This is a genomic window from Massilia consociata, assembly GCF_042432755.1.
In the GTDB taxonomy this organism is placed as follows: Bacteria; Pseudomonadota; Gammaproteobacteria; order Burkholderiales; family Burkholderiaceae_D; genus Telluria; species Telluria consociata.
In genome coordinates, this window is the sequence record NZ_JBHLWP010000006.1 from 351,671 (window position 1) to 378,640 (window position 26,970).

Annotated in this window: 25 protein-coding genes and 1 riboswitch; of the genes, 6 read left to right on the forward strand and 19 right to left on the reverse strand. The window is 64.9% G+C overall.

Going from position 1 to position 26,970, the window contains the following annotated elements:
* Nucleotides 1-42: 42 nt before the first annotated feature.
* Complete coding sequence (gene thiS / locus ACFFJK_RS05705) at nt 43-246, reverse strand: sulfur carrier protein ThiS (protein WP_379678186.1); 204 nt, start codon at nt 244-246, stop codon at nt 43-45.
* Nucleotides 246-2,159, reverse strand: coding sequence for a phosphomethylpyrimidine synthase ThiC (thiC, locus tag ACFFJK_RS05710; protein ID WP_379678187.1), 1,914 nt, complete (start codon nt 2,157-2,159; stop codon nt 246-248). Before thiC ends, thiS begins: the two co-directional genes overlap by 1 nt.
* 68 nt (nt 2,160-2,227) lie before the next feature.
* A riboswitch (TPP riboswitch) is annotated at nt 2,228-2,331 on the reverse strand.
* 122 nt (nt 2,332-2,453) lie between these two features.
* On the opposite strand from thiC, the gene ACFFJK_RS05715 reads away from it, so the two are divergent.
* On the forward strand, nt 2,454-5,252 hold the full coding sequence (locus tag ACFFJK_RS05715; protein ID WP_379678188.1) for a valine--tRNA ligase: 2,799 nt from the start codon (nt 2,454-2,456) through the stop codon (nt 5,250-5,252).
* Nucleotides 5,253-5,335: 83 nt separating this feature from the next.
* Here the strand turns inward: ACFFJK_RS05715 and ACFFJK_RS05720 are convergent, their stop codons facing one another.
* Nucleotides 5,336-6,325: a hypothetical protein gene (locus tag ACFFJK_RS05720; protein WP_379678189.1), complete on the reverse strand. Its 990-nt coding sequence runs from the start codon at nt 6,323-6,325 to the stop codon at nt 5,336-5,338.
* Nucleotides 6,326-6,523: 198 nt separating this feature from the next.
* Here ACFFJK_RS05720 and ACFFJK_RS05725 point away from each other — a divergent pair, with 198 nt between their 5' ends.
* The 3 genes from ACFFJK_RS05725 (at nt 6,524) to ACFFJK_RS05735 (ending at nt 7,973) form a co-directional block, all read left to right on the forward strand.
* On the forward strand, nt 6,524-6,970 hold the full coding sequence (locus tag ACFFJK_RS05725) for a DUF2147 domain-containing protein (protein ID WP_379678190.1): 447 nt from the start codon (nt 6,524-6,526) through the stop codon (nt 6,968-6,970).
* 79 nt (nt 6,971-7,049) lie between these two features.
* Nucleotides 7,050-7,391: an SMR family transporter gene (locus tag ACFFJK_RS05730; protein ID WP_379678191.1), complete on the forward strand. Its 342-nt coding sequence runs from the start codon at nt 7,050-7,052 to the stop codon at nt 7,389-7,391.
* A gap of 108 nt (nt 7,392-7,499) precedes the next feature.
* Nucleotides 7,500-7,973, forward strand: a complete 474-nt coding sequence (locus tag ACFFJK_RS05735; protein WP_379678192.1) for a hypothetical protein — start codon at nt 7,500-7,502, stop codon at nt 7,971-7,973.
* Here the strand turns inward: ACFFJK_RS05735 and ACFFJK_RS05740 are convergent.
* From ACFFJK_RS05740 to tyrS, 13 genes are all read right to left on the reverse strand, one after another.
* Nucleotides 7,940-8,545: a response regulator transcription factor gene (locus ACFFJK_RS05740; protein WP_379678193.1), complete on the reverse strand. Its 606-nt coding sequence runs from the start codon at nt 8,543-8,545 to the stop codon at nt 7,940-7,942. The genes ACFFJK_RS05735 and ACFFJK_RS05740 overlap by 34 nt on opposite strands.
* 8 nt (nt 8,546-8,553) lie before the next feature.
* A complete protein-coding gene (locus ACFFJK_RS05745; RefSeq protein ID WP_379678194.1) occupies nt 8,554-9,684 on the reverse strand; it encodes a sensor histidine kinase in 1,131 nt (376 codons plus the stop codon).
* 32 nt (nt 9,685-9,716) lie between these two features.
* Nucleotides 9,717-11,510 carry a CIA30 family protein gene (locus tag ACFFJK_RS05750; RefSeq protein ID WP_379678195.1) on the reverse strand — a complete coding sequence of 598 codons (1,794 nt, stop codon included), beginning with the start codon at nt 11,508-11,510 and terminating at the stop codon, nt 9,717-9,719.
* Between the two features lie 117 nt (nt 11,511-11,627).
* Complete coding sequence (ruvB, locus tag ACFFJK_RS05755) at nt 11,628-12,695, reverse strand: Holliday junction branch migration DNA helicase RuvB (protein WP_379678196.1); 1,068 nt, start codon at nt 12,693-12,695, stop codon at nt 11,628-11,630.
* 94 nt (nt 12,696-12,789) lie between these two features.
* A complete protein-coding gene (gene ruvA, locus ACFFJK_RS05760; RefSeq protein WP_379678197.1) occupies nt 12,790-13,368 on the reverse strand; it encodes a Holliday junction branch migration protein RuvA in 579 nt (192 codons plus the stop codon).
* Between the two features lie 19 nt (nt 13,369-13,387).
* Nucleotides 13,388-13,924 (reverse strand): crossover junction endodeoxyribonuclease RuvC, encoded by a 537-nt coding sequence (ruvC, locus tag ACFFJK_RS05765; RefSeq protein ID WP_379678198.1) that lies wholly within the window; start codon nt 13,922-13,924, stop codon nt 13,388-13,390.
* Between the two features lie 231 nt (nt 13,925-14,155).
* A complete protein-coding gene (gene purH / locus ACFFJK_RS05770) occupies nt 14,156-15,742 on the reverse strand; it encodes a bifunctional phosphoribosylaminoimidazolecarboxamide formyltransferase/IMP cyclohydrolase (RefSeq protein ID WP_379678199.1) in 1,587 nt (528 codons plus the stop codon).
* Between the two features lie 90 nt (nt 15,743-15,832).
* The gene (locus ACFFJK_RS05775; RefSeq protein WP_027865797.1) at nt 15,833-16,066 is read right to left on the reverse strand and encodes a helix-turn-helix domain-containing protein; all 234 of its coding nucleotides are present in this window, start codon (nt 16,064-16,066) and stop codon (nt 15,833-15,835) included.
* Between the two features lie 92 nt (nt 16,067-16,158).
* Nucleotides 16,159-17,196: a tRNA dihydrouridine synthase DusB gene (gene dusB, locus ACFFJK_RS05780; RefSeq protein WP_379678200.1), complete on the reverse strand. Its 1,038-nt coding sequence runs from the start codon at nt 17,194-17,196 to the stop codon at nt 16,159-16,161.
* Nucleotides 17,197-17,516: 320 nt separating this feature from the next.
* Complete coding sequence (locus tag ACFFJK_RS05785) at nt 17,517-18,185, reverse strand: histidine phosphatase family protein (protein ID WP_379678201.1); 669 nt, start codon at nt 18,183-18,185, stop codon at nt 17,517-17,519.
* A gap of 59 nt (nt 18,186-18,244) precedes the next feature.
* Nucleotides 18,245-18,904, reverse strand: a complete 660-nt coding sequence (locus tag ACFFJK_RS05790; protein WP_379678202.1) for a YbhB/YbcL family Raf kinase inhibitor-like protein — start codon at nt 18,902-18,904, stop codon at nt 18,245-18,247.
* A gap of 59 nt (nt 18,905-18,963) precedes the next feature.
* Nucleotides 18,964-19,422, reverse strand: a complete 459-nt coding sequence (gene dtd, locus ACFFJK_RS05795) for a D-aminoacyl-tRNA deacylase (protein WP_379678203.1) — start codon at nt 19,420-19,422, stop codon at nt 18,964-18,966.
* 10 nt (nt 19,423-19,432) lie between these two features.
* Complete coding sequence (gene tyrS / locus ACFFJK_RS05800) at nt 19,433-20,698, reverse strand: tyrosine--tRNA ligase (RefSeq protein ID WP_379678205.1); 1,266 nt, start codon at nt 20,696-20,698, stop codon at nt 19,433-19,435.
* 148 nt (nt 20,699-20,846) lie between these two features.
* Here tyrS and ACFFJK_RS05805 point away from each other — a divergent pair, with 148 nt between their 5' ends.
* Nucleotides 20,847-22,211 (forward strand): M23 family metallopeptidase, encoded by a 1,365-nt coding sequence (locus tag ACFFJK_RS05805; protein WP_379678206.1) that lies wholly within the window; start codon nt 20,847-20,849, stop codon nt 22,209-22,211.
* A 485-nt stretch (nt 22,212-22,696) separates the two neighbouring features.
* Here the strand turns inward: ACFFJK_RS05805 and ACFFJK_RS05810 are convergent, their stop codons facing one another.
* Nucleotides 22,697-24,334, reverse strand: a complete 1,638-nt coding sequence (locus ACFFJK_RS05810; protein ID WP_379678207.1) for a methyl-accepting chemotaxis protein — start codon at nt 24,332-24,334, stop codon at nt 22,697-22,699.
* A 418-nt stretch (nt 24,335-24,752) separates the two neighbouring features.
* Here ACFFJK_RS05810 and ACFFJK_RS05815 point away from each other — a divergent pair, with 418 nt between their 5' ends.
* Complete coding sequence (locus tag ACFFJK_RS05815; RefSeq protein ID WP_379678208.1) at nt 24,753-25,850, forward strand: anhydro-N-acetylmuramic acid kinase; 1,098 nt, start codon at nt 24,753-24,755, stop codon at nt 25,848-25,850.
* Nucleotides 25,851-25,993: 143 nt separating this feature from the next.
* Here the strand turns inward: ACFFJK_RS05815 and erpA are convergent, their stop codons facing one another.
* Together erpA and ACFFJK_RS05825 are read right to left on the reverse strand one after the other, a co-directional pair.
* Complete coding sequence (gene erpA / locus ACFFJK_RS05820) at nt 25,994-26,362, reverse strand: iron-sulfur cluster insertion protein ErpA (protein WP_379678209.1); 369 nt, start codon at nt 26,360-26,362, stop codon at nt 25,994-25,996.
* Between the two features lie 72 nt (nt 26,363-26,434).
* Nucleotides 26,435-26,839 carry a bactofilin family protein gene (locus ACFFJK_RS05825; protein WP_379678211.1) on the reverse strand — a complete coding sequence of 135 codons (405 nt, stop codon included), beginning with the start codon at nt 26,837-26,839 and terminating at the stop codon, nt 26,435-26,437.
* Nucleotides 26,840-26,970 lie beyond the last annotated feature (131 nt).

Sequence of the window (26,970 nt, forward strand, 5' to 3'; positions counted from 1 at the left end):
TTTGAACGCGCGAACGGCGAAGCCGTTCACCCTACGGTCTACTCAGCCGCCGCCGATGGCGCGCACGATGTCCACTTTGTCCCGGGCCTGCAGCCGCCGCTCGGGCCAGCGCTGGCGCGGCACCACCTCGCGGTTGACCGCCACTGCCACGGCCTGGTCCGCCAGGCCGAGCTGGCCGGCCAGCTCCTGCAGCGAATGCCCGGCCGGAACGCGGTATGGCGTCCCGTTCAGTTCGATCTCGGTCATCACACCTCCCGGTACAGCTTCGCGCCGCCGCGCACGAACTCGATCGCCTTCTCTTCCATCCCTTTCGCCAGCGCGGCCTGCTCGCCCACGCCCTTGGTGGCCGCGTACTCGCGCACTTCCTGGGTGATCTTCATCGAGCAGAAATGCGGCCCGCACATCGAGCAGAAATGGGCGACCTTGGCGGAATCCTTGGGCAGGGTCTCGTCATGGAAGGCGCGCGCCTTGTCCGGGTCCAGGCCCAGGTTGAACTGGTCTTCCCAGCGGAACTCGAAGCGCGCCTTGGATAACGCGTTGTCGCGCATCTGCGCGCCCGGATGGCCCTTGGCCAGGTCGGCAGCGTGCGCCGCGATCTTGTAGGTGATGATGCCGTCCTTGACGTCCTGCTTGTCGGGCAGGCCGAGGTGCTCCTTCGGCGTGACGTAGCACAGCATGGCGGTGCCGTACCAGCCGATGGTGGCGGCGCCGATGCCCGAGGTGATGTGGTCGTAGCCGGGGGCGATGTCGGTGGTGAGCGGTCCGAGGGTGTAGAACGGCGCTTCGCTGCACTGTTCCAGCTGCAGATCCATGTTTTCCTTGATCAGGTGCAGCGGCACGTGGCCGGGGCCCTCGATCATGGTCTGGACGTCGTGCTTCCACGCGACCTGGGTCAGCTCGCCCAGCGTCTTCAGTTCGGCCAGCTGGGCTTCGTCGTTGGCGTCGTAGATCGAGCCCGGGCGCAGGCCGTCGCCGAGGCTGAAGGACACGTCGTAGGCCTTCATGATCTCGCAGATCTCTTCGAAATGCGTGTACAGGAAGGATTCCTTGTGATGCGCCAGGCACCACTTGGCCATGATCGAGCCGCCGCGCGAGACGATCCCCGTCAGGCGCTTCGCCGTCATTGGCACGTAGGCCAGGCGCACGCCGGCGTGGATGGTGAAGTAGTCCACGCCCTGCTCGGCCTGCTCGATCAGGGTGTCGCGGTAGATCTCCCAGGTGAGTTCCTCGGCCTTGCCGCCGACCTTTTCCAGCGCCTGGTAGATCGGCACCGTCCCGATCGGCACCGGGGAATTGCGGATGATCCACTCGCGCGTCTCATGGATATGCTTGCCGGTCGAGAGGTCCATCACGTTGTCGGCGCCCCAGCGGATCGCCCAGGTCATCTTTTCGACCTCTTCGCCGATCGACGAGGTGACGGCCGAGTTGCCGATGTTGGCGTTGATCTTCACCAGGAAGTTGCGGCCGATGATCATCGGTTCGATTTCCGGGTGGTTGATGTTGGCCGGGATGATGGCGCGGCCACGGGCGACCTCGTCGCGCACGAACTCGGGCGTGATTTCAGGCGGGATGCTGGCGCCGAAGGACTGGCCCGGATGCTGGCGCGCCATCAGGCCGGCCACGCGCGCGCCCATCGGGCCGGAATCGACGAGCGAGGCGAGGTATTCCTTGCGGCGCAGGTTCTCGCGCAGGGCAATGAACTCCATCTCGGGCGTGACGATGCCCTGGCGTGCGTAGTGCATCTGGGTGACGTTGCGGCCGGCTTTCGCGCGGCGCGGGGTGCGCTGCAGTTCGAAACGCAGGGCCGCGAGCGCCGGGTCGGCCAACCGGGCCTTGCCGTAGTCCGACGTGGGGCCGGACAGCTCTTCCGTGTCGCCGCGTTCCAGGATCCATGGCAGGCGTGGCGTGGCCAGGCCGCGGCGTACGTCGATGGACGCTAGCGGGTCGGTGTACGGCCCCGAGGTGTCGTAGACGAACAGCGGCGGATTCGGCTCGCCGCCGAAGCTGTCGGGTGTCGGGGATTGCGAAATCTCGCGCATCGGCACGCGGATGTCGGGCCGGCTGCCTTCGATGTAGACCTTGCGGGAATTCGGGAAGGGTTCGATGGCCGCCTGGTCGACGGTGGCGGTCGCGGCTTCAAACTTGAGAGGTGCGTTCATGTGGCTCCTTTGCGGAGCCAGCAAAGGAGTACGCCAGACACGGCAGGACGAGCGTGGGGTGCCCACGGCCATGCATCTGACTGCTTCCCTTCGCTGGCATTATCCAGATCAGGTTCGGAGGGTATTTCTCACCCGTGTCGCAATTGCGACAACAGGACCCCTAGCGTGTGCCGCGCCCGGCTTCCCGGAACGCAGCGGGGCGGATTATAGCCCCATCTGCTCTATAATGGTTCTTTTCGCAAACGTTTTTATGCGTTTGTTTTCGAACGCACTCAACATTCTTATCTCACCATCATGGAACTTGCCAAGTCTTTCGAGCCCGCAGACATTGAACAATACTGGCGCACCGAGTGGGAAAAGCGCGGTTACTTCACCGCCACCATGGAAGACGGCAAGCCGTCGTTCAGCATCCAGCTGCCGCCGCCGAACGTGACCGGCACCCTGCACATGGGCCATGCCTTCAACCAGACCGTCATGGACGGCCTGACCCGCTACTACCGCATGCGCGGCTACAACACCGCATGGATCCCGGGCACCGACCACGCCGGCATCGCCACCCAGATCGTGGTGGAGCGCCAGCTCGACGCCCAGAAAATCTCCCGCCACGACCTCGGCCGCGACGCCTTCATCGAGAAGGTCTGGGAGTGGAAGGAAAAGTCGGGCAACACCATCACCGGCCAGATGCGCCGCATGGGCACCTCGCCGGACTGGAACCGCGAATACTTCACCATGGACGAGCCCCGCTCGAAAGTCGTGGCGGAAGTGTTCGTGCGCCTGTACGAGCAGGGCCTGATCTACCGCGGCAAGCGCCTGGTGAACTGGGACCCGGTGCTGGGCACGGCAGTCTCCGACCTCGAAGTCGATTCGCAGGAAGAAGACGGCTCGATGTGGTACATCAAGTACCCCCTCAGCGACGGCTCGGGCCACCTGACGGTCGCCACCACCCGTCCCGAGACCATGCTGGGCGACGTCGCCGTGGCCGTGGACCCGACCGACGAACGCTATACCCACCTGCACGGCAAGATGCTCACCCTGCCGCTGACAGGCCGCCAGATCCCGGTCATCGCCGACAGCTACGTCGACAAGGAATTCGGCACCGGCTGCGTGAAGATCACTCCGGCGCACGACTTCAACGACTATGCGGTCGGCCAGCGCGCCGGCCTTGCGCCGATCAACATCTTCACGCTGGATGCGAAGATCAACGAGAACGGCCCGGCGCAGTATCAGGGCCTGGACCGCTTCGCCGCGCGCAAGCAGATCGTCGCCGACCTGGAAAGCCAGGGCCTGCTGGAGCAGGTCAAGCCGCACAAGCTGATGGTGCCGCGCGGCGACCGTACCAACGTCGTCATCGAGCCGATGCTGACCGACCAGTGGTTCGTCGCGATGAGCAAGCCGGCGCCGGAAGGCACCTTCAACCCGGGCAAGTCGATCACCGAGGTGGCGCTGGAAAAGGTCGCCAGCGGCGAGATCAAGTTCGTGCCGGAGAACTGGACCACCACCTACAACCAGTGGCTGGGCAACATCCAGGACTGGTGCATCTCGCGCCAACTGTGGTGGGGCCACCGCATCCCGGCCTGGTATGGCGAGAACGGCGAGATCGTCGTCGCCCGTACCGAAGAAGAAGCGCAGGCCAAGGCCGCCGCACAAGGCATCACGGGCGCGCTGCGCCGCGACGACGACGTGCTGGATACGTGGTTCTCGTCGGCCCTGGTGCCCTTCTCGACCATGGGCTGGCCGGAGCAGACGAAAGACATGCAGCACTTCCTGCCGTCCTCGGTGCTGGTGACCGGCTTCGACATCATCTTCTTCTGGGTCGCCCGCATGGTGATGATGACGTCCCATTTCACCGGCAAGGTGCCGTTCGAGACCGTGTACGTGCACGGCCTGGTGCGCGACTCGCAAGGCCAGAAGATGTCGAAGTCGAAGGGCAACACGCTCGACCCGATCGACCTGATCGACGGCATCGACGTCGAATCGCTGGTTGCCAAGCGCACGTCCGGCCTGATGGATCCGCGCGCTCTTGACAAGATCGCCAAGGCCACCCGCAAGGAATTCCCGGAAGGGATCCCGGCCTTCGGCACGGACGCCGTGCGCTTCACGATGGCGAGCTACGCTTCGCTGGGCCGCAACATCAACTTCGACCTCGGCCGCTGCGAGGGCTACCGCAACTTCTGCAACAAGATGTGGAACGCCACCCGCTTCGTGATGATGAACACGGAGGGCAAGGACTGCGGACAACCACAGCCGGAAGACCTGTCGCAGGCCGACCGCTGGATCATCTCGCTGATGAACCGTGTCGAACTCGATATCGCCAAGGGTTTCGCCGACTACCGCTTCGACAACATCGCCAGCAGCATCTACAACTTCGCCTGGTACGAATACTGCGACTGGTACCTGGAACTGGCCAAGGTCTCGGTCCAGCAGGGCACGGAAGCGCAGCAGCGCGCCACCCGCCACACCCTGCTGCGCGTGCTGGAAGTGATCCTGCGCCTGGCGCATCCGATCATTCCGTTCGTGACCGAAGCGCTGTGGCAGAGCATTGCGCCACTGGCCGGCAAGACCGGTGACAGCATCATGCTGCAGCCCTACCCGCTGGCCGACACCTCGCTCGTGAGCGAAGAGGCGGAAAGCTGGATGGAACAGCTGAAAGCGCTGATCGACGCCACCCGCAACCTGCGCGGCGAGATGTCGCTGTCGCCGTCGGTGCGCGTGCCGCTGATCGTCGAGCCGGGCAACGAGGAAGACCGCGCCCGCATGGCGGTGTTCGCCCCGTACATCCAGTCGCTGGGCAAGCTTGCCGAGGTGCAGATCGTCGACGCGCTGCCGGAATCGCCGGCCGCCGTGTCGATCGTCGGCACCACCAAGCTGATGCTGAAGGTCGAGATCGACGTCGCCGCCGAACGCGAGCGCCTCTCGAAGGAAATCGCGCGCCTGCAGGGCGAGATCGCCAAGGCGAGCGGCAAGCTGGCCAACGAGAGTTTTGTAGCGCGCGCCCCGGCCGCGGTGGTGGAGCAGGAGAAGGAACGCGTGGCGAACTTCTCGGCGACGCTGGCCAAGATGCAGGAACAGCTGGCGAAGCTGCCGGCGGCGTAAGCCGTCAGTGCAGAAGAAAACGCGGCCTCGGCCGCGTTTTTTGTAGCGTGGGCAGGAGACCTGCCCACCCTGCGACAAACCGGTCATTCATCCCGCTTGCCGCCAGCAGCCTGCGCGCTGCGCAGCCGCTCCACCGCGGCGAACACCACCGGCCGCACGCTGTCGCAATCGAGCCTGGCCATCTGCTGCAGGCTCATGGTCTTGGCCGCTTCCTCGGCAACGAGCATGCCCAGGTAATAGCCGCGCCGGGCCGGCATGCCGGAATTGTCGCCCCTGCGCAGGAACAGTCCGCTGTAGGCCTCCTGGTCGGTACTGTCCAGCTTGGCGTACAGGTCGTCGAGCGCGCGCTTCATCTGCTTTTGCGTGTCCGGCACCATGTTCACCGGCAGGTCCAGCAGCATTTCCCCATCCGTCGCGTTCGGGTTCAGCACTTTCGCCACATAGCTGGCCATGCCTTCCTGCCATAACGAGGTCCAGACCGGCCAGCTCTTGCACTGCATCGGCTGGTAGTCGTGGAACAGCTCGTGATGGAAGAAGAAGGTCTCGTCGTTGTTTCCATGGAGCTTGACCATCTGGTCCGCGCCGAAGATGAATTCCGACTTGCCCTTGAACGTCCGCTTGCCGCCGTCCATCTCGCCCAGGGAATGGACAAACCAGATGTCGTTCGGTACGTAGTCCGGGAACACCGCCTTGAAACTCGCCAGGTGGACCGGCAAGTCCTGCGTGAAGCGCGCTACCTTCTTCGCGTAAGCCTCGCGCAGCGCCGGGAATTCGGCGCGGGCTTTCAGGATCTCGGCATCGCGCTGCGCTTCGGTCTTCTTGCCGTTGTAGCGCTCGACGCCGTAGAAGGCCGGAAATTTCGGCACCACCGAAGCCTTGAAATCCCGCAGGAATTCCTCGTCCGCCTTGCCGACGTTGCGGTCCCACACCTGCGCGAACATGCTCGCCAGGTCATGCACTTTCATGGACAAGGGCGCCGCGGCGGCCGGGCTGGCGGCAGTGGTGGCAGCGGCGGCGCCGGTCGCCAGCACGGCGCCCAGCAGGATCAGGGGAAGTCGGGAAAGGCTCTTCACGGTAGGCACATCCTCTACGAAAAAATCGAAATTGTATCGAGGCAATATAGTCAACCTGTCCACAAACTGTCTCGAAATTGTCGACAGACCGTTGCATGGGGCCATGACGATTGGAAGGAATCCTCGGAATTTGGGTCTCCCGCCGTCTGTACTGTTTGCTACACTCTGCTATACCAATAACAATTCTGGAGACCCAAGATGCGACAACTGATGCAGGCAGGCCTGATTGCCATGATGTTTGCGATGCCGGCGGCAATGGCGCAAAACGCCTCGCCAGCGGGCATGTGGAAGACCATCGACGACGAAACCGGCCAGCCGAAGGCGCTGGTGCGCGTTACCGAGGAAAACGGCGTCCTGAACGGCAGGATCGAAAAGCTGTTCCGTCCGGCCGGCCAGGACCAGAACCCGAAGTGCACGGCCTGCGAAGGCGCGCGCAAGGACCAGCCGATCGTCGGCATGACCATCCTCTCGGGCCTGAAGAAGGAAGGCAACGAGTACACCGGTGGCGAAATCCTCGACCCGGCCAAGGGCAAGACCTACAAGAGCAAGGCGACCCTGAAGGACAACGGCAACAAGCTGGAAGTGCGCGGCTACATCGGCGCGCCGATGTTCGGCCGTTCGCAGACCTGGGTGCGCGAGCAATAAGCGGCGTACCGCCGGCCGGCGCGCCCGGGCGTGCCGGCCGCCTTGGCGCCTGCATCATGGCTGCCTGTATCATGGCGGCATGACCCAGACCCAAGCCTATCTCTTCCTCGCCTTTGCCATCGTGGCCGAAGTCATCGGCACCACCGCGCTCAAGGCCTCCGACAGCTTCACCCGCCCGCTGCCCAGCCTCGTCACGGTCGGCTGCTATGCCCTCTCCTTCTACCTGCTGACCTTCAGCCTGCGCGTGCTGCCCACGGGAATCGCCTATGCGATCTGGTCGGGTGTGGGCATCGTCCTGATTTCCCTGATCAGCTGGATCGTGTACCAGCAGCGCCTGGACCTGCCGGCCATCGCCGGGCTCGCCCTGATCATCGCCGGCGTGGCGGTGATCAACCTGTTCTCGAAGAGCGTCGAGCACTGATACCGCCCTGCCCGCACGCCTGGTGGCAGGTGCGGCAGGCGGGGCATGCGCGAGTGTGCTATCGTCGAAGCACGACCGGCCTGGCCTGCTTTGCACATCCGCATACCGATGAGCGTTCCCAATCCGGCGCGTCCCGTCGTGCGGGGCCGCGCACTGCGTTACCTCCGCCTGCTCAGCCTCCTGGCAGGGGTGATGGCCCTCATCCATCCGCCCCTGCTGCTGCGCTCCGTCGCGCACGCCATTCCCGATATCGCCGAACCCTTCGTCATGCTGGCGGGGATGCTGCTCGCGGCCGGCGGCTATTTCGTGATCGGCCTGGCCGGGCACCGGATGCGCCGCTCGCCGGCCTTGCGCTCGCTCGCCTCGCTCCTGATGAAGATGCCTTTCGCCGCCAGCGCCACCGTCGTCTGGCACGGCGGCCATCCCATGCTGTTGCGGGTATGCGGCTTCCTGATGGTGCTGACGCTGGTGCTGTACATGAGCTTTGTCTATCCGCTGATGCACACCCCGAAACGCAAGCCGCAGCCGGACGGGGCCGCGGCCGAACCCTACAGCCAGCCGGCGTCGCGCGCCATGCGGTAGGCCTCGACGCGGTTGGCGGCGCCGAGCTTGCTGATCGCTTCGGACAGGTAGTTGCGCACCGTCCCTTCGGACAGGTGCACCTGGCGCGCGATCTCGCCGCTGCTGCGTCCTTCGCCCGCCAGGCGCAAGACCTGGCGTTCGCGTTCGGTCAACGGATCGCCGCCGCCGCTCCAGCTCTCGAGCGCCAGTTCGGGGGCGATCGCGCGGCCACCGGCATGCACCGCGCGGATGGCGCTGGCCAGCGCATCGACCGGCGCATCCTTGAGCAGGTAGCCGCGCACGCCCGCTTCCAGCGCGCGCCGCAGGTAGCCGCTGCGGCCAAAAGTGGTCACCACGATGACCTTCGGCGGCAGGCGCTGCTCCTTCAGCTGCGCCGCCAGCTCCAGCCCGGTCATCAGGGGCATCTCGATGTCGGTCAGGACGATGTCGGGCGCAAGCTGCTCGCACAGCGCCAGCGCTTCCTTGCCGTTGGTGGCGGCGCCGGCGACCTCGAAGTCCGGCTCGAGCCGCAGCAGCGCGGCCATCGCGCCGAGGACGAGGTTCTGGTCTTCGGCCAGGAGAATGCGGATCATGGGGTGGCTCATGTCGTACTTTCGGCGGGAATGCGCAATTCGAGATGAAGGCCCGGGCCGGCGCCCGCGCGTACCGCCAGCCTGCCGCCGACCGATTGCACGCGCTCGCGCATGCCGCACAGGCCGTTGCCGTGCCGGATGTCGGCTTCGCTGCGCGCCCGGCCGTCGTCGGCGACCCGCAGCACGGCCACGCCCTGCTCCAGTCCCAGGTAAACGCTGCAGCGCCTGGCCCCGGCGTGGCGCACGACGTTGGTGACCGCTTCGCGCAGCGCCAGCGCCACCACGTTCTCGGCGGCCGGCGCCAGCGCGAAGCGTTCGACCTTTTCCTCCATCTGAACGTCGGCCGCCGCCAGGCTGGCGCGCGCGCTCGCCAATGCGCTGGCCAGGCCACTCTCGCGGTAGCCGGTGACGGCGGCGCGCACTTCGGCCAGGGCCTGGCGCGCGCAGGTTTCGATGTCGCCGATCTCGCGGCCGCAGGCATCCGGGTCGCGCTGCGCCAGCTTGCGCGCCAGTTCCGCCTTCAGCGCAATCAGGGACAGCGAATGTCCGAGCAGGTCGTGCAGGTCGCGCGAGATGCGTTCGCGCTCGGCGATGGTGGCCATGTGCTCGACCTCTTCCTGCTTGCGCAGCAGCTCCTGGCGCGAGCGGCGCAGGCGGGCATCCATGAAGGCCCCCATCCCCACCGGCAGCCCAGCGGTCAGCAGCGGCATCAGGAAGATGAAGCGCATCTGCGCATGCGACACCTGCAGGGACGCGAGCAGGCCCAGGGCGATCACGCCGGCGATCGCCAGCATGGCATGCCGGAAATGCACGATGCGGGCGGCCATGGCGCAAGCGAAGATGAAGAAAGTGGCGGCGCCGATGTTCCAGCGCACCCAGACGGCGCCGATCAGGCAGCCCGCCAGCATGCAGGCCGCCACCTGCCAGCCGCGCGCCCAGTAGCTGGCGAAGTAGAGCGGCACGAACAGCGCCAGCGTCAGGGCCAGCATGGCCAGCTCGAACGCGCTTGGCGCCACGTACACGTACTTCCAGCCCAGGTAGGCAAGGCTCAGCAGCCAGAAGTACGGCATCTTGCCCAGTTCGGGCGGGGTCCATGGCCCCGTCCAGATTCTCTTCATCCCTTGCCCGATCTTGTTCATTGCTTTTATCCGGTTGGTGGTTCAGGGCTGGCCTATCGCTGCAGCAGGCGCACGTCGGCGATCTCGAAGCGGTAGTCGCCCGGCTGCGGACCGGCGTTGAATCCTAACATGGTGATCGCTGCCGGATCGATGCCCTTGAGGTCGCTGAAGGGAATCGTCACGTCAAGCCATTCCGGTCCGGCGGTAAACGCTTTCGCGCCCGGGATCTGCACGCCCTGCGACATCGCGATCATCTGGTAGGTCTTGCCGTCCCCGCGTGCCTTGAAGCGCACGGCCTGGACGCCGCTCAGGTTCACCGACTGCATCGGCTGGGTGCCCGGCATGAAGGCCACGCCGGCCCAGGCGAAAGGCAGGCCCGGTTCGACCTTCGCCTCGATCGCGAGCGGTACCTGGCCATCCGGCAGTGCCGGCTGCACGGCCAATTTCACGGTCGATTTGCCGCCGGCGAAGCTGTCGGTGGACGGCCCCCAGCCCATGCCGAAGGGGCTGGCCAGGCGCTGTTCGCTGAACTGGCTGATGCGGCCGTCCGCCGGCAGCGCCAGCGGCTTTCCTTCGGCCTGGACGGCCTGCGCCACCTTGCGGCGCTGGGCGTCGAGCAAGCTCTTGGCGCTCTCGCCATCCTTCCAGACCTCGACGATCTGGCGGGTGGCCCGGATATCGGCCGCCGGGTTGCCCTCGACAAGCAGCAGGTCGGCCTTGTAGCCCTTGGCGATGCGTCCGCGCTGGCCCAGCCTGAATGCCCTGGCCGGTGCGCTGGTGGCGGCGGCCAGCGCCTGCGCGGGAGTCAAGCCGGCCTCCACCAGCGCAGCCAGTTCGCGGTGCATGCTAATGCCGTACTGCGTGCCCGGATTGCCGGCATCGGTCCCGGCCAGCACCGGCACGCCCGCCTTGACCAGCGCCGCGGTCACAAGCTTGGGCGCGACCAGCAGCGCTGGACGCACCTTGGTGCCGTAACGCGCCTTGAGCGGTGCCTGCGCATCCTTGTCGAGCAGGCCGGCGAAGGCCGGGTTGGCGAGCAGGTCGTCGCCGCGGTACGCTGCCATGCTCTCCAGCACCGCGAAGGTCGGGATCACGAAGGCGCCGCGACTGGCCGCCAGCCGCGCCAGCCCTTCGGCATCGGCCGACTCGCCCGGAAACAGGTGCACCAGCCCGTCGGCGCCGGCCTCGAGCACGGCGCGCGCATCGAGCTCGTTACCGATATGAACCACCGCCAGCTTGCCGCGCTTGTGCGCCGCCGCGATCACGGCCCTGGCGGTAGGCAGGTCGAGCGGCTTGAAGCCATGGCCGCCTTCCACGACGATCTTGATGAAGTCCGAGCCTTCGGCGATGCGGGCGTCCACGAAAGCCTGGGCCTGTTCCGGCCCCGTGATGGTGGGGATCGGGATGCCGAACTGGGTGCCGTGGCCGTTCGGGCCGGTGACCAGGGTGCCGGCCGAGAACAGGTCGGCGTGGCGGTGGTTCCCGCCCTGCGCCATTTCCCCCTTGGCTTTCTTCATCATGCCGACCTCGGTGAACATGTCGACCTGGGTCGTCACACCGAACAGCACCGGCAGCTCGGCATGGCGGAAGGCGTGGGTGTGGGCGTCGATCAGGCCCGGCAGCAACGTACGGCCGGCGCCGTTCACGACGCGCGCATCGCCCGGCGCCGGGCCTCGGTAATCGGCGTCGACGATGACGCCCTTGTCGAACAGGACCGAGCGCCGCTCGTGCACGCGCTCGCCGTCGAAGACGCGCACGTCCTGGACCAGGGTGGGAGCGGCGGTGGTGGCGCCCGCCAGCATCAGGATGGCAGCGGCGGACAGGGCTTTCAGGGCGGTGGGCTTCATACGTTCCTCGCATGGGTTGGTGTGCAGCCAGTATGCGAAAACGGCGATGGCGCCGGTAGAAGCAGGCGCCATCGGTTTGGCATGACAATTGTCATGCGAGGAAACGCGGTGGAAGCTTCAGCCGGGTGGAAGGTTGTCCCACAGGTCGCCCGTCGGGCTGATGCGCGGCGCCGCGACGCCGAAGTGCTGGTAGGCGAGCGGCGTGGCGATGCGCCCGCGCGGGGTGCGTTGCAAATAGCCCTGCTGAATCAGGTAGGGTTCGAGCACGTCCTCGATGGTGTCGGCCGCCTCGCCGATCGCCGCCGCCAGGTTGCCGATGCCCACCGGGCCGCCGGCGAACTTGAACAGCACGGCTTCGAGCAGCTTGCGGTCCATGACGTCGAAGCCGACCGTGTCGACGTCGAGCATCTTGAGGGCGCGGTCGGCCATCTCGACGGTGATCTCGCCGGTGCCCTTCACTTCGGCGTAGTCGCGCACGCGGCGCAGCAGGCGGTTGGCGATGCGCGGCGTGCCGCGGGCGCGCTTGGCCACTTCGCGCGCGCCTTCCTCGTTGATCGGGGCTTCCAGCAGCGCGGCGCTGCGGGCGACGATCTTGGTCAGCTCGGCGACGTTGTAGAACTCCAGGCGCGCGACGATGCCGAAGCGGTCGCGCAGCGGGTTGGTCAGCATGCCGGCGCGCGTGGTGGCGCCGACCAGCGTGAAGGGCTGCAGGTCGAGTTTCACGGAGCGCGCGGCCGGGCCCTCGCCGATCATGATGTCGATCTGGTAGTCCTCGAGCGCCGGGTACAGGATCTCCTCGACCACCGGAGATAAACGGTGGATCTCGTCGATGAACAGCACGTCGTTCGGCTCGAGGTTGGTGAGCAGCGCGGCCAGGTCGCCCGGGCGCTCCAGCACCGGGCCGGAGGTCTGGCGCAGGTTGACGCCCATCTCGCGCGCGATGATGTGCGCCAGCGTGGTCTTGCCCAGGCCCGGTGGGCCGAACAGCAGCGTGTGGTCGAGCGCTTCGCGGCGCTTGCGCGCGGCGCTGATGAAGATCTCGAGCTGGTCGCGGATCTTTTCCTGGCCGACGTACTCTTCGAGCTGCTTCGGACGCAAGGCGCGCTCGATCGCCTCCTCGTTGGGCGAGGCCGGCGCCGCGTCGATGACGCGGTGCTCGGTGAAATTGTCGGTCTGGATGCTCATCAATGGAAATAAAAAAACCAATCAGTTGACCACGGCCTGCCCTGCATGGCAGGCCCGGTGCGCAGGCGCGCGGCGTGCCGCGCGAAACCCCTGCTCACCCCTTGGACAGTGCCTTCAGTGCGAACTTGATGCCGTCGGAGACGCTCGAACCCGCTGGCATGTTCTTGATCGCCAGGAGCGCTTCCTTGTCAGAATACCCCAAAGCGACCAGCGCATTGAGCACGTCGGCCTGCGCGTCGTCACGCACGGCGCCGCCGACCACGCCGATGTCGGCGCCCAGCTTGCCCTTCAGTTCCAGCAGCAGGCGCTCGGCGGTCTTCTTGCCGATGCCGGGGACCTTCACCAGGCGGCCGGTTTCCTGCAGCGTGACGGCCTGCGACAACTCGGCCACGGTCATGCCCGACAGGATCGACAAGGCCATGCGCGCGCCGATACCGGTGATCTTGATCAGCTGGCGAAACAGCGCGCGCTCGGAGGCGGTGCCGAAGCCGAACAGCAGGTGCGCGTCTTCGCGCACGACCAGGTGGGTGAACAGCACCACCTTTTCGCCGGTGTGCGGCAGGTTGTAGAAGGTGCTCATTGGCACGTCGACTTCGTAGCCGACGCCGTTGCAGTCCACCAGCACGTGGGGCGGGGCTTTTTCAAGCAGGATTCCGGAGAGACGACCGATCATCGTGTTTTCCTATTGTTCTTTAAACGAGGCGGCTGCGTTTCATGCGCAGCGTGGGCGCGGTGGGCGACAGCGCGCCGATCATCGACAGCGTGTCCATGCTGTGGGCGTGGCAGATCGCCACGCCGAGCGCGTCGGCGGCGTCGGTGCCGGGCAGGCCCGGCAGTTTCAACAAGCGCGCCACCATGTCCTGCACCTGCGCCTTGGCGGCCTTGCCGGTGCCGACCACGGCCTGTTTGACCTGCACTGCCGTATATTCGGCCACGTCGAGGTCGGCGCCGACCAGGGCCGTGATGGCCGCGCCACGCGCCTGGCCCAGCAGCAGCGTCGATTGCGGGTTGACGTTCACAAAGACTTTTTCGATGGCCGCGCAGGTGGGCTGGTAGGCGGAGACGATTTCGCCGACGCCGTTCAGGATGACCTTGAGCCGCGGCGGCAAGGCGCCCTCGAGGCCGGTCTTGATGGTGCCGGACGCGATGTAGCGCAGCTTGGTGCCGTGTTTTTCGATGACGCCGAAGCCCGTCGTGCGCAGGCCCGGGTCGATGCCGAGGATAATCATTGTGGAATGATATACGGCTGGAGAGTGTTCGTGGGAAAAATACTGTGCAAAAACACAGTGGCGTTGCCTTTGTGGTTCTGGCGAACGTTAGTGGTGGGTTGAGAAAATTGGGTTCCCGCCTTTGGGGGCACGACGGTTTTACCGTTAGCGGTACAAAGTCGTTAGCTGGAATTCAACCGCAAACCAAAACAACGTCGTCCCCGCGAAGGCGGGGACCCAATTTTTGCCAGATCAGTGACGGAAGTGACGGGTACCCGTGTACAGCATCACCACGCCACGCTCATCCGCCGCATCGATCACTTCCTGGTCGCGCATCGAGCCGCCCGGGTGGATCACGCAGGTCGCGCCCGCATCGACCACCACGTCCAGCCCGTCGCGGAACGGGAAGAAGGCGTCCGAGGCCACCGCCGAACCGCTCAGGGACAGGCCGGCGTTCTGCGCCTTGATCGAGGCGATGCGGGCCGAGTCGATGCGGCTCATCTGGCCGGCGCCGACGCCCAGGGTCATGCCGTTGCCGCAGAAGACGATCGCATTCGACTTGACGAACTTGGCCACGCGCCATGCGAACATCAGGTCCTGCAGCTGCTGCTGGGTCGGCTGCTTCTTGCTGACCACGCGCAGTTCACCCAGGCCGACGTTCTTCGCGTCCGGCGCCTGCACCAGCACGCCGCCGCCGACGCGCTTGAGGTCAAAGGCGTTCTGGCCTTCGCCCAGCGGGATTTCCAGCAGGCGCACGTTCTGCTTTGCCGACATGATCTGGCGCGCTTCGTCGGTAAAGCCTGGTGCGATCAGCACTTCGACGAACAGCTTGGCCAGCGCCTCGGCCGCACGGCCATCGACTTCGACGTTGAAGGCGATGATGCCCCCAAAAGCCGAGGTCGGGTCGGTCTGCAGCGCGCGGGTGTACGCGTCCAGCGCATCGACGCCGATCGCCACGCCGCACGGGTTGGCGTGCTTGACGATCACGCAGCCGGCCGGCTGGCCGAGGCCACCGAGCGACTTGACGCACTCCCAGGCCGCGTCGGCGTCGGCGATGTTGTTGTACGACAGTTCCTTGCCCTGCAGCTGGCGGTAATTGGCCAGCGCGCCCGGGATGGCGACCAGGTCGCGGTAGAAGGCGGCGCCCTGGTGCGGGTTCTCGCCGTAGCGCATGTCCTGCACCTTCTCGAAGCTCATGTTCAGGGTCTGCGGGTAGCTCGAACGGGTCGCGTGCGCGCGGTCTTCGCCCAGGCTGGTCAGGTAGTTGGTGATCGCGCCGTCGTATTGCGCGGTATGCGCGAACACTTTCTTGGCCAGGCGGAACTTGGTCTCGTAGCTGACCGGACCGGCGGTGGTACCGGTGCCCTTCATCTCGGCCAGCACGACGCCATAGTCGCTTGGGTCGACGATGACGACCACGTCGCGGTGGTTCTTGGCGGCCGAGCGCAGCATGGTCGGGCCACCGATGTCGATGTTCTCGATCGCGTCTTCCAGCGAGCACTCGTCCTTGGCAACGGTCTGCTGGAACGGGTACAGGTTGACCACCACCATGTCGATCTGCGGAATGCCGTGCTCGTCGAGCTTGGCGACGTGCTCGGGCAGGTCCCGGCGCGCCAGGATGCCGCCGTGCACCTTCGGGTGCAGGGTCTTGACCCGGCCGTCGAGCATTTCCGGGAAACCGGTGTAGTCGGCAACTTCGGTGACTTGCACACCGTTTTCCTGCAGCAACTTGGCGGTGCCGCCAGTGGACAGGATATTGACGCCGAGGCCGGCCAGGGCCTTCGCGAAGTCGAGGACGCCGGTTTTGTCGGAAACGGAAATCAGTGCTTGTTTGATCATGGTGAGGCCTGTTGTTGAGAATTCGGGCGTCCGGGCGCGCGGACCTGTTGCCGGCCGCGCCCACACGCACGGCCACGCCATGCAATCGGGTTAGAGCAGTCCGTGCTCTTGCAGTTTCTTGCGCAAAGTATTCCGGTTAATGCCCAGCATCTGCGCCGCGTGCGACTGGTTGCCGTCGGCGCGCGTCATGACCACTTCGAGGACCGGCTTTTCGACCGTCAGGACCATCATGTCGTAGATGTTCGTCGGCTTCTGCTCGCCCAGATCGTTGAAATAGTCCTCGAGGCTCTTCTGGACGACTTCCTGGATACTTTCTTTGCTCATGTTCTCTGCTGCTTCATCCTGGTTAATGATTGCCGCTGCTGACGCAGCGTGTCCCCGTTTTTCTAATTGTTTTTTTGCTGTTGCTGCTTGATTTATGCCGCCATCGCCGCGTCGGCACGGTGCGCGGGAGGCGGCGCGGGCCGGTATTGTAACCGCTCGCCATGCTCGAGTTGCGATTCGAAAAAGGCGTCGACCGCCGCCAGTTGCTCGGCAGTCGATTCCAACAAATTCATGCGCTGGCGGAATGCTTCGCCGCCCGGCAGGTCCTCCACGTACCAGCCGATGTGCTTGCGGGCCGAACGCACGCCGATGAACTCCCCATAGAAGGCGTAGTGGGCCGGCAGGTGTTCGTTCATCAGGGCGCGCACTTCTTCCACCAGCGGGGCCGGCAGGTGCTCGCCGGTGCGCAGGTAATGGTCGATCTCGCGGCAGATCCAGGGGCGGCCCTGGGCCGCGCGGCCGATCATGACGGCGTCGGCCCCCGTGTAGTCGAGCACGAACCTGGCCTTTTCCGGCGTGGTGATGTCGCCGTTGGCGACCACCGGAATCTTCACCGCCGCCTTGACGTCGCGGATGGTGTCGTATTCGGCCTCGCCCTTGTAGCCGTCGGCGCGGGTGCGGCCGTGCAGGGTCAGCATCTGGATGCCGGCCTGCTCCGCCATGCGCGCGATGCGCAGAGCGTTCTTGTTTTGGCGATCCCAGCCGGTGCGGAACTTCAGCGTCACCGGAACGTCGACCGCCTCCACCACGGCATGCAGGATGCGCTCGACCAGGTCTTCGTGCTGCAGCAGCGCGGAACCGCACCAGCTGTTGCACACCTTCTTGACCGGGCAGCCCATGTTGATGTCGATGATCTGGGCGCCGCGCTCGACGTTGAACTTCGCGCAGTCGGCCAGGTCCTTCGGGTCCGCGCCGGCGATCTGGACTGCCTTGGGTTCCATTTCCCCGGTGTGATCGGTGCGGCGCGACGTCTTTTCGCTGGCCCACAGGCGCGGGTTCGACGCCGCCATCTCGGACACGGCGTAGCCGGCGCCAAGTTGCTTGCACAGCTGGCGGAACGGGCGGTCCGTCACCCCGGCCATGGGAGCGACGAAGACGTTATTACGCAGGATATAAGGTCCGATTTGCACAGCAGAAAGTCAAAGAAGTTTCTCGGGGAACCTATTATTTTACCTCAATCGTTGCTCAAAATAGCGGCAGAATTTTTCGGTACTGTTGTGCGTGTGATATTGGCAGGGGCGGAGAGTGGGGGTAGACAGCTACGGGGCAAGGTAACGGTGCTATTACGCAACACAACTGGATTGCGGCCTGTGCCGGGAGCGGCGGCCGCCAGTGACGGGCACGACGGTTTTTCGGCTCACGATGGAACAGCAACTGCGTTTGCTTGCCTGGACAGCAGTAGAACGTCATCCCGGCGAAGGCCGGGATCCAATTTACCTACCGAAACCGCTTACCCCACATCGTCCAGCACTGCAGGCTGAAGGTGCGCAACCTCCCCCCAACTCACCAGATTCAGCGCGCCCTCCTCCACCACGAACCGGTTCACGCTCGCATTGAGCACCTTGAAGTCGCGCGGCGTCTCCAGCGACAGTCCGAGCGCCATGCGGTAGGCGCATTCGAGCACGCCGCCGTGCGCCACCAGCGCCAGGGTCTTGCCCGGATGCGCCGCCGCGTGCTTCAGGATCGCGCCGGTGGCGCGGTCGAAGAACTCGCGGAAGGTCTCGCCCCGGTTCGCGCCCGCCGGCAGGACACCATCGACGTCGCGCGCCTGCCAGGCTGCAAACTCCAGCGGAAAGCGGGCTGCGATCTCGCTGTACAACAAGCCTTCGAAACCGCCATAACAGCGTTCGCGCAGCAGCGGATCGGTACCGACCTCGGCGCCGCGCACGCGGGCGATGGCTTCGGCAGTCTGACGAGCCCGCAGCAGGTCGCTGGAAACGATGTGGTCGATCGTTTCCGATGCCAGCGCGGCAGCGAGCAGCGCCGCCTGGCGCTCGCCTTCGGCGTTGAGGGCGATGTCGAGGTGTCCCTGGAGCCGCTTTTCGGCATTCCAGGCAGTCTCGCCATGCCGGATCAGGAGAATGGTAGTGGGGCGTGTGGCGTTGTCGTTGGAAAGCATGAGGTTCGTTCGCCCGAACCTCGGGGCGGTGTTGATTGAATAATAGCGCTGAAAATAAGCTACAAGCTCGCGGCGACATCCGGGTTCAGCGAATACACGCCGAAGGTGCGCGCTTCATCCAGGATATGGCCGCGGATCGCCAGCCGCAGTTCGGCGCCGGTGAAGCGCCCCTCCAGCGGCAGGCGCGGAATGTCGAGCGCATACAGCGTAAAGACATAGGTATGCACGCGCTCGTCGTTCCAGGGCGGGCACGGGCCATCATAGCCGTAGTATTCGCCAGCCATGTCGGGGTCGCCCGCGAACCAGCCGGTGTAGTCGTTTATGCCCTGGCGCAACTGGTGCTCGGTACCGTTCTTGATGGTGAACGGCACGAGCGGGCCGGGCTTGCCGTGCGGCGTGACCATGTCGGAAAACATGCCTTCGGCCAGCGACTTGAGACAGAGCGGGACGTCGACCAGCGTCCAGTGGAAAAAATCGACCCGCGGCAACGATGCCGGCACGGTCCTGTCTTCCTGATTGACGTCGTCGCCGCTGGAGGGCACGTCCGGATCGTGGCAGATCAGCACCAGCGACTTGGTGCCGGGCGGCACGTCGTCCCAGGCCAGATGCGGACTGCGGTTGCTCGACAGCCTGATGCGGCTGCCGGGATCGATGACGGCAAACGCATATGCGGGTGGAATCGCCCCGCCCTCGGTAAATGAATCGCTCCAGATTCGCATATGTCCCCCCCGGCCTCCATGCTATTGACCCTCGTCGGCGACGCGGGTTGCAGCACAATTCAGCGCGAAGCACCGACCGGATCAACCTGCAGCCAGAAAGTGACCGGACCGTCGTTGACCAGACCGACCTTCATGTCCGCGCCGAACTTGCCGGTCTCGACGATGCCATGGCGCTCCCGGGCTTGTCGCACGACATGATCGAACAGGCGGCGGCCGTCTTCCGGCGCGGCAGCCGGCGAAAACGACGGGCGGGTGCCCGATTTCGTGTCGGCTGCCAGCGTGAACTGGGGCACCAGCAGCAGGCCACCGCCGGTATCGGCGAGGCTGCGGTTCATTTTGCCGGCCTCGTCCGAAAACACACGGTAGCCCAGCAGCTTGGCGAGCAGGGCATCCGCTTCGCGCTCGGTGTCGCCCTTCTCCGCGCAGACCAGCACCATCAGGCCGGCCTGGATCGCACCGACGACTTCGCCGTCGACGCGCACGCTGGCCTCGCTGACGCGCTGCAGTAATCCGATCATGGCTGCCCGATCATTGCGTGAAGGTGACGCGGGCGAACTTGCGCTTGCCCACCTGCATGACGAACGTGCCGGCCTCGACCTGCAGGCCCTTGTCGCCGACGACGGCGCCATCGATGCGCACGCCGCCTTGGTCGATCATGCGCATCGCTTCGGAGGTCGAGGCGCACAGGCCGGCCTGCTTGAGCAACTGGGCCACGCCCAGCGGCGCGCCGGACAGCGCGACTTCCGGCACGTCGTCCGGAATGCCGCCCTTCGAGCGGTTGACGAAGTCGGCCAGCGCATCGTCGGCCGCCTGTGCCGAATGGAAGCGCGTCACGATTTCCTTGCCGAGCGCCACTTTCGCATCCCGCGGGTTGGCGCCGCCGGCCACCTCGGCCCTGATCTTCTCGATGTCGCCAATCGAGCGGAAGGACAGCAGGTTATAGTACTTCCACATCATGTCGTCCGAGATGCTCATCAGCTTGCCGAACATGGTGTTCGGGGCTTCGGTGATGCCGATGTAATTGTTCTTCGACTTCGACATCTTCTCGACGCCGTCCAGGCCTTCGAGCAGCGGCATGGTCAGGATGCACTGTGGTTCCTGGCCATAATCTTTCTGTAACTCACGACCAACCAGGAGGTTGAACTTCTGGTCGGTGCCTCCAAGTTCAAGATCCGCCTGCAAAGCCACCGAATCGTAGCCCTGCATCAAAGGGTAAAGGAACTCATGCACCGCGATCGGTGTCCCACTCTTGTAGCGCTTGGTGAAGTCATCGCGCTCCATCATCCGGGCCACCGTGTAGCGCGAGGCAAGCTGGATCATGCCGCGCGCTCCCAGCGGGTCGCACCATTCGGAGTTGTAGCGGATTTCCGTGCGCGCGGCGTCCAGCACCAGCGACGCCTGGCGGAAATAGGTCATGGCATTGGCCTCGACCTGTTCACGCGTCAGTGGCGGGCGGGTCGCATTGCGGCCCGACGGGTCGCCAATCATCGACGTGAAGTCGCCAATCAGGAAGATGACCTGGTGTCCCAGGTCCTGGAGCTGGCGCAATTTGTTCAGCACCACAGTATGGCCGAGGTGTAGGTCCGGCGCAGTCGGGTCCAGGCCCAGCTTGATGCGCAGCGGCTTGCCGCTCTGCTCGGAACGCGCCAGCTTCTGGGCAAATTCGCTCTCGATCAGGAGTTCGTCGACGCCGCGCTTGGCGATCGCCAGCGACTCGAGCACCTTGTCCGTCAGCGGCAAAGGGGCGGAAGGATTCACCGGGGCGCCGTTACCGGACGATGCAATAGAAGTCATATTTTTCTGTAGGAAATTTGCTAAGACGGTTGTAGGACCACTTCTTTTGGTATAATTCACGATCCTTGTTCTGTTGCTTGCAGAAAACTTTGCAAAACGATAAGAAACAAGAGTCCTGGAAGTTCAGCCGCAAATTTTAACTGATTGCATGAACCCTATACATAAAATCACCCGTCAGAGCCTGCTCCAGCTGGTGCCACGAACCCGCAAGGCGCGCATTGTCAGCGCCGGTGCCGTGTTCCTGAGCATGTGCGCCTTCGGCGCCATCGGCGTGGCCCCGATCGCACCGGACCCGGCCGACATGCCGGTCACGTCGATCGAGCAAAGCCTGGAATTGCCGAACCTGGCAGACCAGATCGCCGCCCTCCAGCAAAACGAGCAGCAATTCATCCACGAGGAGCGCATCCGCCCAGGCGATTCGCTCGGCTCCCTCTTCAACCGCCTCGGTGTCGACGACGCCGACGCCCAGAAATTCGTTCGCGCCGACAAGACCGCCCGCCGCCTGCTGTCGCTCAAGACCGGCAAGCGCGTGCAGGCCGAAACCGATGAAAATGGCCTGCTGCTGTCGATGCGCGCCACGTTCACCGACGGCAAGGGCGGCGACGCCCGCCTGGTCACGGTCGAGCGCAAGGGCGACGGTTTCGTCGCGACCGAGGCACCTGCCAAGCTCGAGCGTCGCGTCGAAATGCGCTCGCGCGAGATCCAGACCTCGCTGTACTCGGCCACCGATTCGAACGTCGACGGCGGCAGCATGCCGGATTCGGTCGTCGGCCAGCTCATCGAGATGTTCTCCACCAACATCGACTTCCGCTCGGACCTGCGGCGCGGCGACCGCTTCAGCGTCGTGTACGAGACCTTCTGGCTCGACGGCGAACAGGTCAACACCGGCCGCATCCTCGCAGGCGAGTTCATCAATCGCGGCGTGAGCTACCAGGCGGTCTGGTATGAAGACCCGCTGACCAAGCAGGGCGGCTACTACAGCCTGGACGGCAAGTCGCTCAAGAAAGCCTTCCTGAAGTCGCCTCTGGAGTTCTCGCGTATCTCCTCGGGCTTCTCGATGCGCGTGCACCCGATCTCGGGCAAGTGGAAAGCGCACAAGGGCGTCGACTACGCCGCCACCACCGGCACCCCGATCCGCGCAGCCGCGGACGGCGTCGTCGATTTTGCCGGCAACAGCGGCGGCTACGGCAACCAGGTCGTCCTGAAGCACTGGTCGAACTACAGCACCGCCTATGCCCACATGAGCCGCTTCGCCCCGGGCCTGCGCAAGGGCAGCAAGGTCAGCCAGGGCCAGGTGATCGGCTACGTCGGTTCGACCGGCTGGTCGACCGGCCCCCACCTGCACTACGAATTCCGCGTCGGCGGCCAGGCGCAGGATCCCAACAAGTTCAAATCGCTGGCCCAGCAGCCGCTGAGCCAGGCGGAACTGGCCCGCTTCCGCATGGCCGCAGCCGAGATGAACCACCGCTTCTCGCTGATGGCGCCAAGCGGCAACGCCATGGCTGCACGCTAAACCGTCATCCAGACGTCAGAACGCCCCGCCGCATCGTTGGATGCCGCGGGGCGTTTTCTTTTTTCCTCTATCAGCGGACGCATCGGTACGCTGCTTTGTTGCCGTATCGTGGGCAACAGCTGCCGTCCAGCGGAATACATCGGGCAGTTGTTCCGCCGAGCACTGGCGTACGGCCGGACACAAAAGAAGTGCGCTAAAACACCTTCCCTGCATGACCGAACAGTTCAGCTACGAAAATAGGAAGTGGTGCTTCGATGCTTGCTCATCGTCTATATGGACCCGATGCCGGCGCCGTAGTGCAAACTGCTGGAATGCACGAGCGATAAACCAGCACAGGCGCAAGCTTGTGTGCCACACGCCTCCCATCGCTGGCGACTGGAGGCTGGCGCCTGAGCTGTCGGCAGGCAAGCGTCGGCCGGGATGGGTCAAGCGGCCATGGCGCTATATTCCTGCAAGGGCTGCGGGAATATAGCGCCCGGCGAACGTCAGGCCGAAGCGAGGGCCAGTTGCCCGGCGCGTGGACCGGCATGCAGGCTGGAGGCTTGCGCGCTGTCGCGCCGGCCCTGCGCCGCACCGTCGACCTTGAAGGTGCTCACCAGCTGGGCCAGCGATGCCGCCTGGTCCTGCATCGATGCCGCGGCGGCGGCGGCCTCTTCGACCAGTGCCGCATTCTGCTGGGTGACGTCGTCCATCTGGGTGATCGCGGCATTGACCTGTTCGATGCCCAGCGCCTGCTCCGCGCTGGCGGAAGTGATCTCGGCCATGACATCGGTCACCCGGGTGATGCCCTGGACGATCTCCTGCATCGTCGCGCCGGCTTCGTCCACCAGGCGCCCGCCCGCGTCGACCTTGGCGACCGAATCGGTGATCAGGCCGCGGATCTCCTTGGCGGCGCCGGCCGAGCGTTGCGCCAGGTTGCGCACCTCGGAAGCGACGACGGCGAAGCCCCTGCCCTGTTCGCCCGCGCGCGCCGCCTCGACTGCGGCGTTCAGCGCAAGGATGTTGGTCTGGAAGGCGATACCATCGATGACGGCGATGATGTCGCCGATCTTCTTTGAGGACTCGTTGATCGACGCCATGGTGGTGACCACCTGCGACACCACGGCGCCGCCGCGCACGGCAATTTCGGAGGCCGACTGTGCCAGCGTGTTGGCCTGGCGTGCATTGTCGGCATTCTGGCGGACCGAGCTGGTCAGCTCTTCCATCGACGAAGCCGTTTCCTCGAGCGCGCTGGCCTGCTGTTCGGTACGCGACGACAGGTCGAGGTTGCCCGACGCGATCTGCTGGGATGCGGTCACGATCGTCTCGGTCCCTGCGCGCACTTCGTGCACGGTCGCAAGCAGGCAGGCATTCATGCGCTTGAGGGCGGACAGCAGTTGACCGACCTCATCGCGCGTCGAGACCTGGATCTCGGCGGTCAGGTCGCCCGACGCGACCTGCCGGGCCAGCTCGACGGCACGCGCCAGGGGACGCGTGATGCTGCGGGTCAGCAGCCAGCCGAACGTGGCGCCGCATGCCAGGGCAACCAGGCCGATGGCGATGAGCAGCCGCTTTGCGCTCGCCTGCAAGGCATCGATGCTGGCGTCGGCGGCATCGAACAGCTGTTTCTGGTAAGCCGCCACCTCTTCGACAGCGCCGACATACCGCTTCATTTCCGGCAGCAGCTTGTCGTTGACAAAGGCCTTGAGCTCTTCATGGCCTGCGCCCAGCTCGGCTTTGCGCCTGAACGCCTCATCGCGGATGGCGGCGTAGCGCTGGCGCTGTTCGGCCACCGCCTGCATCAACGCCTTGCCCTGCTCGCTGCTCACGAGCGATGCGAGTTCTTTCTGCACCTCGCTCACCCGGGCACTGACGGCTTTCATTTCGTCGTCGTAATACTGCTCATCGGCTGCATCCGTGCTTTTCACTTTTGCCAGGGTACGGACGCTGTTGGTCGCAATTCCCTCCAGCCAGTCGTCGGCGAGTTTCGACTTGTGATTCGTCTCTGCCATGACGGATTTTGCCTCGTCGATCCGCGCAAGCTGCCACAGGGCGCTCGCCAGCATGACGGCCATCAGGACGAGGATGGCAGCGAACGCGCTGCCGAGACGGGTACCGATTTTAAGATCGCTGAAGAATTTCATATCTACTCTGCGCGGAAGTGGTCTACAAGGTTGCCAGCCGGGAGCGGGCCGGCGTCAAGACGTCAACCCGGCATGCATGGTTTAGAGACTTTACTCTAGTAAATACAATTTTCCACAACAAAACTTTTCAAAATCTTTGAAACGGTAGCTGTTCAATAACTAAAAGCTGTTTATAAACAACGGTTTATTAACTTGTCATCATGCAGTATGGGTAGAAAATTCACGTTCTTGTCATTGCCGCAAGGGTAAATCACATCACTGCCGGTCCTCTTCCCTTGTCCGACTGCCAGCCTGGAGAAGCTTGCAGCGACCTTCCGCTATCGCCCTCAACCGATTAGTATGCAGGTCGGCGCCGGGTGCAGGCGCCTTGCAACCGCTGTGCAGACCGATGCCGGTTTGCCCTATTACGAGTGAGAACATGAGCGAGACTTCTTCCCTGTACATCGGCCTGATGTCCGGCACCAGCCTCGATGGCGTCGACGGCGTGCTTGCCGACTTTGCCGGCGGCGCCATCCGCACCGTGGGTGCCGCTTTCACGCCCTTCCCCGCCGAACTGCGCCGCGAGCTGATGGCCCTGCAGGGCGCCAGCGAAAACGAGCTCGAACGCGAGGCCCTGGCCGCGAACGGCCTGGCCTTGTGCTACGCCGAATGCGTGCGCCAGCTGCTGCCGTCGAGCGACGGACCGGTGGCTGCGGTGGCGGTGCACGGGCAAACGATCCGCCACCGCCCGGAACTGGGCTTCACCCGCCAGACCAACAACCCCGCCCTGCTGGCCGAACTGACCGGTCTCGATGTCATCGCCGACTTCCGCAGCCGCGACATCGCGGCCGGCGGCCAGGGCGCGCCGCTGGTGCCGGCCTTCCACGAAGCCGCCTTCGGCAAGCCGGGCACTGCGCGCGTGGTGGTGAACATCGGGGGCATCGGCAACATCAGCGTGCTGCGTGGCGATGGCCGCGTCACCGGTTTCGATACCGGCCCGGGCAATGTCTTGATGGACCTATGGATCGGCCGCCACCTGGGCAAGCCCTACGACGAGGACGGCGCCTGGGGCGCCAGCGGCAGGGTGCACCAGCCCTTGCTGGATGCCCTGCTGGACGAAGCCTATTTCCGCCAGCCGGCGCCCAAGAGTACAGGCCGCGACCTGTTCCACGACGCATGGCTGGATGCGAAGCTGAAGGGATTCGAGGACGCCGCGCCGAGCGACGTCATGGCGACGCTGACCCGCCTGACGGCCGTGACAATTGCCGACGCGATCCGGAACGAGGACGCGCAGGTCGATGCGGTGTATGTGTGCGGCGGCGGCGCCTGCAATGGCACGCTGTTGCGGGAGATCGGCGCGGCGCTGGGGGGCGTACGGGTGGAATCGACGGCGGCGCTCGGCATTGCGCCGAACCGCGTCGAGGCGCTGGCCTTTGCCTGGCTCGGCTACCGCTTCATGCAGCGCCAGCCGGGCAACCTGCCCGCCGTCACCGGCGCGCGCGGCGCGCGCATCCTCGGGGCCTTGTATCCTGCCTAAACGCACATGGCCCGGACGTACCGGGCCATGGAGAGGGCAAGCCCCGCTACCCTGGGCTGCAAAAGGAACGGCCCGGATGAACCGGGCCGTCGACTGCCCGGCCTACCGGGCTGCCTGGGGGAGTGACGGGCGTACGGAGGCCGTTACGCGGAGAACGACGAACCGCAACCGCAGGTCGAGGTGGCGTTCGGGTTCTTGATGACGAACTGGGCGCCTTCGAGGTCGTCCTTGTAGTCGATCTCGGCGCCGACCAGATACTGGTAGCTCATCGAGTCGATCAGCAGCTGGACGCCGTTCTTTTCCATCGTGGTGTCGTCTTCGTTGACGATCTCGTCAAAGGTGAAGCCGTACTGGAAGCCGGAGCAGCCGCCACCCTGCACGAAGACGCGCAGTTTCAGGTCGGGATTGCCCTCTTCTTCGATCAGCTGTGCAACTTTTTCTGCGGCGCTGTCGGTGAAGTTGATCGGCGTGGGGATCGTGTCGTGCTCTTGCACTTCGGCGACTGCGGTCATGGAATAACTCCTGGTGAAATACGTGAAATACGAACTTCGCCCATTATAGACCGTTGGCGCAACTCATGTTGGCTACCCGGCTGCCGCCCCGGCCTCGGCGTCGGCCAGATGAAACACCGGTTCGCCCGCGGGTTCGTGCGTCAGCTTCCCGGTCACGAGGGCTCCCCCGTGCATTTCGAGCAAACGGTAATGGACATCACCATGTATGCGGCCTTTCGGCTGCAATTCAAGGAGTTCCGTGGAATGCACCGCGCCGGCGATGTAGCCGTTGACCACCAGGTTGGCGCAGCGCACCTCGCCCTCGATCCGGGCGTGTTCCGACACGATCAGCATGCTGTCGGCCCCGTCGGCCGCATACACGTTGCCATGCACTTCCCCGTCGATGCGCAGGCCACCGGTAAAACAAAGATCGCCCTCGATCCGGGCCGAGATCCCGACCAGGCTGTCTATTTCGCTCTTGGGTTGTCGACCGAACATGTTTTCGCCCCTAATTAGGTAGACGCCGACGGCGAATGCCGCGGCGGCAAATTGAACCTGTGCATCGGTCAATTTACCGTGCTCAACAGGGGCGGCCTTGATCTAGATCGGGAGGATCGGCGTGTTGCCGG